The organism is Kitasatospora sp. NPDC127067 (genome assembly GCF_042724755.1).
Taxonomy (GTDB): domain Bacteria; phylum Actinomycetota; class Actinomycetes; order Streptomycetales; family Streptomycetaceae; genus Kitasatospora; species Kitasatospora lactacystinica.
This window is the reverse complement of sequence record NZ_JBHXEM010000024.1, coordinates 86,740-92,750: the sequence shown is the minus strand read 5'-3', so window position 1 is coordinate 92,750 and position 6,011 is coordinate 86,740. Positions and strand designations below refer to the sequence as shown.

4 protein-coding genes are annotated in these 6,011 nt (G+C 74.0%); 3 read left to right on the top strand and 1 reads right to left on the bottom strand.

Features of this window, described 5'->3' with window-relative positions; genetic code table 11:
* The first annotated feature begins 159 nt into the window (after nucleotides 1-159).
* The 3 genes from ACFWJ4_RS13600 to ACFWJ4_RS13590 all read left to right on the top strand — a co-directional run bounded on the left by ACFWJ4_RS13600 (nucleotide 160) and on the right by ACFWJ4_RS13590 (nucleotide 3,107).
* Nucleotides 160-1,485 (top strand): hemolysin family protein, encoded by a 1,326-nt coding sequence (locus ACFWJ4_RS13600; protein WP_380542977.1) that lies wholly within the window; start codon nucleotides 160-162, stop codon nucleotides 1,483-1,485.
* A 75-nt stretch (nucleotides 1,486-1,560) separates the two neighbouring features.
* The gene (gene trpS, locus ACFWJ4_RS13595) at nucleotides 1,561-2,556 is read left to right on the top strand and encodes a tryptophan--tRNA ligase (protein WP_380542986.1); all 996 of its coding nucleotides are present in this window, start codon (nucleotides 1,561-1,563) and stop codon (nucleotides 2,554-2,556) included.
* Nucleotides 2,553-3,107 (top strand): 2'-5' RNA ligase family protein, encoded by a 555-nt coding sequence (locus ACFWJ4_RS13590; protein WP_380542974.1) that lies wholly within the window; start codon nucleotides 2,553-2,555, stop codon nucleotides 3,105-3,107. Before trpS ends, ACFWJ4_RS13590 begins: the two co-directional genes overlap by 4 nt.
* Nucleotides 3,108-3,138: 31 nt before the next feature.
* On the opposite strand, the gene ACFWJ4_RS13585 is transcribed toward ACFWJ4_RS13590, so the two are convergent.
* Entirely contained in the window at nucleotides 3,139-5,688 is a 2,550-nt protein-coding gene (locus ACFWJ4_RS13585; protein ID WP_380542971.1) for a CDP-glycerol glycerophosphotransferase family protein, read from the bottom strand.
* Nucleotides 5,689-6,011 lie beyond the last annotated feature (323 nt).

Sequence of the window (6,011 nt, the reverse complement as noted above, 5' to 3'; positions counted from 1 at the left end):
CCCACCCCAACCCGGCCGCCCGGTCATTTTTTATTAAACACCACTCCGGCCCCGCCCCCCCCCGGGGCCCGGGGGGGCCCCCCGCCTCCCCCCCGGCCCGGGGGGGGCCGCCGTCGTGTTCGGGTCCTCGCGGCAGCGGCGGTCCTACACTGGCCCGCTGTGAACGAAACACTCGGGGACGCCGCGCTCGTCCTCGTCTTCATCCTGCTGGGCGGGTTGTTCAACGTCGCCGAGATCTCGCTGATCTCGCTGCGCGAGGGCCAGATCCGGACGCTGGAGGGGCTCGGCACCCGGCGCGCGGCGCGGGCCGCGCACCTGGCGGCCGACCCCAACCGCTTCCTGGCCGCCGTCCAGGTCGGGGTGACCTGCATGGGCTTCCTGTCGGCCGCCTTCGGCGCGGACACCCTGTCCGGCAAGGTCGCACCGCTGTTCGTCCGGGCCGGGCTGTCCGCGGGCGTGGCCGACGCGGTGGCCCTGGTCGGCCTCACCCTGGTGATCAGCTACGCCTCGCTGGTGCTGGGCGAGCTGACCCCCAAGCGGATCGGCCTGCAGCGCGCCGCGTCCATCTCGGTCATCGCCGCCCCAGTGGTGGACGTGATGTCGGTGGTGCTGCGGCCGGTGATCTGGCTGCTCGGCCACTCCACCAACCTGATGGTCCGGCTGCTCGGCGGCGACCCGGCGGCGGGCCGCGGCTCGATGAGCTCCGAGGAACTGCGCGGCCTGGTCGCCGCCAGCACCGAACTCGGAAGCGACGAACGGGCGTTGATCGCCGATGTGTTCTCCGCCGGAGAGCGTCAGCTGCGCGAGGTGATGGTCCCGCGCACCGAGGTGACCTTCCTGGACGCCGAGCGCCCGCTGGCCGCCGTGCGGCACCAGGCCGACACCTCCCCGCACTCGCGCTACCCGGTGGTCGAGGGCAGCGCCGACGCGGTGGTCGGCTTCGTCCACGTCCGCGACCTGTACGGCGCGCGCGGCGAGCAGGCCGTCAAGGTCCGCGACCTGGCCCGCCCGGTCAAGCTGCTGCCCGGCACCAAGCTGGTGCTGGAGGCGATGGGCGAGATGCGCCGGGAGGGCCACCACCTGGCCATCGTGGTCGACGAGTACGGCGGCACCGCCGGGATCGTCACCCTGGAGGACCTGGTCGAGGAGGTGATCGGCGAGATCCGGGACGAGTACGACCGCCCGGAGGCCGCCCCCACCCGCCGGCTGGCCGGCGGCGGCGTCGAGCTGGACGGCCTGCTCAACCTCGGCGACTTCGCCGAGGAGACCGGCGTCTCCCTGCCCGAGGGTCCGTACGAGACGGTGGCGGGCTGCCTGGTCGCCGCGCTCGGCCGGCTGCCCCGGGACGGCGACCAGGTGCGCGTTCCGGTCGAGGGCGGCGGCGGGGTGCTGCTGACGGTGGCCAAGGTCGAGGGCCGGCGGATCGCCCGGGTCGGGGTGAGTGCGGTCACACTGGCCGAACCTCCGGGGGCGGAGGTTTCCTGAGCGAGCGGTGGAACTGGAACAATGGCGCGCATGGTCAACGCAGCGGTCACCGGTCCGGCCAAGGACCGTCCCCGGGTGCTCTCCGGCATCCAGCCCACTTCCGGCTCGTTCCACCTCGGCAACTACCTGGGCGCGGTGCGCCAGTGGGTCGACCTGCAGAAGGAGAACGACGCCTTCTACATGGTCGTCGACCTGCACGCGATCACGGTGCCGCAGGACCCGGCGACGCTGCGCGAGAACACCCGGATCTCCGCCGCCCAGCTGCTCGGCGCGGGCCTGGACCCGGACCACTGCACGCTCTTCGTCCAGTCGCACGTGCCCGAGCACGCCCAGCTCGCCTGGGTGATGAACTGCCTCACCGGCTTCGGCGAGGCCTCGCGGATGACCCAGTTCAAGGACAAGTCCTCCCGGTACGGCTCCGAGAGCACCACGGTCGGCCTGTTCACCTACCCGATCCTCCAGATCGCGGACATCCTGCTCTACCAGGCGGACGCCGTCCCGGTCGGCGAGGACCAGCGCCAGCACGTGGAGATCACCCGCGACATCGCCGAGCGGTTCAACTCGCGCTACGCCCCCACGTTCACGATCCCGAAGCCGTACATCCTCAAGGAGACGGCGAAGATCATGGACCTCCAGGACCCGGGCATCAAGATGAGCAAGTCGGCCTCCTCGGCCAAGGGCCTGGTCAGCCTGCTGGACGAGTCGAAGGCCAGCGCCAAGAAGTTCAAGAGCGCCGTCACCGACACCGGCACCGTCGTCTCCTACGACGAGGAGGAGAAGCCGGGCGTCTCCAACCTGCTGCGCATCCACTCCGCGCTCAGCGGCCGGTCGGTGGACCAGCTGGTCGAGCACTTCGAGGGCAAGATGTACGGCGCCCTGAAGACCGAGCTGGCCGAGCTGTTCGCCGAGTGGGTCACCCCCTTCCAGGAGCGCACCCGGGTGTTCCTGGACGACCCGGCGGAGCTGGACCGGGTGCTGGCGATCGGCGCCGAGAAGGCGCGTGCGGTGGCGTCGGTGACGCTGGAGACGGTGTACGACCGGATCGGCTTCCTTCCGGCCGCCAAGCGGTGACTCCCCTCACGCACCTGCCCGGTGGTGGCGACCTCCCCGAGGTCGTCACCATCGGCGTGTCCGTGAGCGTCCCGGACCCGTACGGCACGGCGGTCCAGGACGCCCGGGCCGGGCACGGCGATCCGCTGGCCCGGTCGATACCCACCCACGTCACCCTGCTGCCGCCGACCGAGGTGCCCGCCGAGGCGCTGCCGAAGATCGAGGAGCACCTGGCGGCGGTGGCGGCCGCGCACCGCCCGTTCCGGATGCTGCTGCACGGCAGCGGGACCTTCCGCCCGGTCTCCCCGGTGGTGTACGTCCGGGTCGAGGAGGGCGCCCAGGAGTGCCGGCTGCTGGAGGCGGACATCCGCTCCGGCCCGCTGGCCCGCGAGCTGGCCTTCCCGTACCACCCGCACGTGACGGTCGCCCACGGACTGTCGGACGACGTGCTGGACCAGGCGTACGAGCAGGCGCGCGACTTCCGGGCGGACTTCCCGGTGGAGGGCTTCGGCCTCTCCCGGTTCGGCGCGGACGAGGTCTGGCGGCCCTGGCGGAGCTACCCGTTCGGGTGAACCTGGGCGCCTCCTGGCCCCGCATTCCCGCCTAGCCCCGCCGCCCGGCCTCCCCGCCCAGCCCCGCCGCCCGGCCTCCCCGGCCGCCGAGTTCGAGCATCCGGTCGACCACCCGGCGGGCCGCGCGGCCGTCGTCCAGGGCGCAGTGCTCGGCCCGGAAGCGCCGGTAGCGCTCGGCGTAGTCGGGCGGCGGTCCGCCGTCGCCGTCGGCGAGTCCGCGCAGCGCGCCGAGCAGTTCGGCCGAGGTCGGCACCAGCGGGCCGGGGGCGTTCGCCTCGAAGTCGAAGGAGAAGCCGCGCAGGGTGTCGCGGTAGTGCTCCAGGTCGTAGGTGAAGAAGTACATCGGACGGCCGGTGATGGCGAAGTCGAACATGATCGACGAGTAGTCGGTCACCAGGACGTCCGCGACCAGCAGCAGTTCCTGCGGGTCGGGGTAGTCCCCGCAGTCGTACAGGAAGCCGTCGCCGGCGCCGGGAAGCGGTTCGCGCACGTGCGCGTGCGGGCGGACCAGCAGCACGTGGTCCGGCCCGAGCAGGCGCCGGGCGTGGTCGAGGTCCAGCCGCAGGTCGAGCCGGAAGCCCTCGCCGTCGCCGCGCTGCTGGTCCTCGCGCCAGGTCGGTGCGTACAGCACGATCCGCCGGCCCTCGGGAACGCCGAGCCGGCGGCGGACGGCGGCGACGGTCCGCGGGTCCGGGCGGGCGAGCACGTCGTTGCGCGGGTACCCGGACTCCAGCAGCTCGCCGGCGTAGCGGAAGGCGCGCCGCAGGATCGGGGTGGCGAACGGGCTGGGGGAGAGCAGCAGGCTCCACTGCGGCGTCTCCCGGTCGAGCGCCGCCAGGTAGCCGCGGTCGGCCAGCCAGGGGCTCTCGACGTCGTGGGCGATCCGCTTCAGCAGGGAGCCGTGCCAGGTCTGCACGACGACCTGGCCGGGACGGCGCTCCAGGAAGTCCGGGAAGTGGGTGTTGCCGACCAGGTACCGGCAGGTGGCCAGCGCGCGGTACCACTCCGGGCTCCAGCTGCGCACCGGGACGATCCCGGGCGGCACCTCGGCCTGGGCGTCGTCGACCACCCACAGGTGCTCCAACCGGGCGTTGCGGCGCACGAGTTCGGTGTGCACCGCGCGCGGGGAGTCGGCGTAGCCGCGGCCGCCGAACACGTCGTACAGCACCGCCTCGCGCAGTGGCGCGCGGCGGGCGGCCGGGTAGCGCTCGGTGCGCAGCCGGCGCTGCGTCCAGGCGCTGCGCTCGGTGGCGGTGAGCACCGGGGTGGAGTCCACCACCAGGGTGTCGTGCCACCGGCGCTGCAGCAGGACCCGCTTGCCGCCGGCGGTGGTGGCGGCGGGGACGGCGGACAGCGCGGCGGGGGCGGCGAGCAGCGGCCGGCCGTCCCCGGGGCGGGCGACCGGCTCCAGGGCGGCCTCCCAGACGCCCTTGCGCAGCGGCAGCGCGACGCCGTCCGAGCCGGTCCGGGCGGCGGGCACCCGGACCCGGAAGCGGCCGTCCGGGCCGGTGGCGACCGGGGTGCGGACCTCGCTCGCGGAGCCGGCGTGCCGCAGTACCAGCTGCAGCCGGTCCGCGGCCGGGTCCGGGCAGCGGCCGGACAGTTCGAAGCCGCCGTCCCGTACGGTGATCCGGTCGACCAGGCCGGCCGCGGGCTGGACGCAGAGCTGGAGCCGGCCGTCGGCGAGGTGCTTGAGGTAGAGCACCCGGTCCGGGACGCCGGGCAGCGGGTGCTGGCCGGCCACCGGGCCACCGCGCTCGTCGAGGCAGAGCTGTTCGGTGCCGCCGTCGGGGCGCAGCAGTTCGGCGTCCCAGTGCTCCAGCCTGCCGCTGCCCCGCCCGTCGGCGGTGAACGGCCGGTACGGCACCCGGACGGTGAAGGTGTTGCCGGTGCGGGCGAGCGGCTGCTCGACCACCGCGTCGCTCTCCCGGTGGCGCAGCCGCAGCACGGTGCCGGAGGGGCAGGCGTCGGCGACCCCGCCCAGGTCCAGGCCGTCGGGGGCGGGGGCGGCGCGGGTGATCCGGACGGCCGGGCGCTCCAGCCGCAGCCGCAGCCGGCCGTCGGCGAAGAACGGCTGGAGCCGGACGCCGTCGTCCACCCAGTGGGCCGGCGGGTACTCGCCGGAGCCGCACCAGTGCGGGGCGAGGGCGCCGTACCGGCGGCGCACCCGGGCGGCGCGGGGGCGGGTGAAGAGCGTGGCCTCGATCCGCCAGTCGCCGAGCAGCCAGTGGTCCCCGCGGCGCAGCCGGCCGGGTGCTATCAGCGCGGTGAAGCCGGACCAGTCGTGGTTGTGCTCGGACTGGGCGCTGTCGTCGGTGACCTCGGGCATCCGGCGGGGGCGGGAGCGCAGGTGCAGCGGCGGCTGGGACCGGTTCTGGTGGCGCAGGGTCAGCCAGGTCCAGGCGGAGCCGGGGCGGGCGGTGTCCTGGCCCTTCGGGCGGGCGAAGCCGGTGAGCTCCAGGCCGCGGCCGTGCCAGTGGGCGCGCAGCAGCCCGAAGACGACGTCCTCGTCCTCGGCGGGGCGGCCGGCGGTCACCCGGGGGGCGGCGTGCGGCAGGACCAGCCGCGTGAGCACAGGCATGGCGGTGGGAGCCCTTCGGAAGGGAAGTCAACATCCCATCCAGAAATGGCGCCGGGGTCAATTGCACGCTTTTTCGAATGCCCCGGGGAATGCATTTCCGGGAACGCCGGTTCGAATGCGGATCCGGTGTTCCGGTCCTTTCCGCCGGGCCCTTTTCGGTCCCTTCCGCCCGGACACGGACAGGTGCCCGGACACAAGCGGGCGCGCCGGCCCCCCACGGGGGCGGGGGCCCCCCCCCGCGGGGGCCCCCGGCCCCCCCCCGGCCCGCCAGGGGCGGTTGGATTTAAAAAAAAGAAGCGGGACCCCAGATATGGGGTTTTTGA